Source organism: Vibrio sp. 10N.261.52.A1, from assembly GCF_002876325.1.
GTDB lineage: Bacteria > Pseudomonadota > Gammaproteobacteria > Enterobacterales > Vibrionaceae > Vibrio > Vibrio chagasii.
The window spans coordinates 1-639 of record NZ_MCYD01000417.1 but is presented as its reverse complement, the minus strand read 5'-3'; the positions used below and the strand labels follow the sequence as shown (position 1 = coordinate 639).

Here is a 639-nt window from a genome sequence, read left to right as displayed (position 1 = left end):
TAAATATTGACTGGTTATTATGCATATATTAGGAAGGTTATTATGAAAAAAACAATATTATCGTTATTTCCAGTGTTTTCATTGCTTATATCCGCATACGCAACATCTGCTGAGGAAGGGAACTTATCTTACAATGACAACACGGATAGTTGGGGCTATCCATATGTAACCGTTGCTAATTCCACTCAGTTTCACGTATCGGGAAGAGTTGATTTTGCTGTTTGTTTACAAAGTACATATGTTGCAAACAGTGGCCAACAATGGACCGATGATGAAAGAGGTGTTTGCTTAGTTACTAAAGTAACTGCAACTGTTGCTACGCCTGACGGAAACGTTGCCGCTAAACCTTACACTTCAACAGGAACATCATTCAGTAACTTTGCTGTTATTTACCGAAATGGTAATTATGAAGTCACACGTATCATAAACTAAAGTCTTTCTCTTATAGATTATTTGCCAATTTCTTGCTAATCGATAGAAATGATAAGCACCTAGTGTATTGAATCATGTGAGTTACATTTTGCAGCACTGCAAATTAGTTCTTTTCCAATACTTGATAGTTGAAATAGGGTAAAAAGCCTAAGTGCTTTCTGTCCAGATGCTTCTCTGACAAAATTTTAACGCATTGCACATTATCAA

Annotated in this window: 1 protein-coding gene; it reads left to right on the top strand. The window is 35.8% G+C overall.

The genetic code is table 11. The features are described from left to right. Positions 1 to 42 precede the first annotated feature (42 nt). Positions 43 to 432: a hypothetical protein gene (locus BCT81_RS05035; protein ID WP_063522984.1), complete on the top strand. Its 390-nt coding sequence runs from the start codon at positions 43 to 45 to the stop codon at positions 430 to 432. Positions 433 to 639 lie beyond the last annotated feature (207 nt).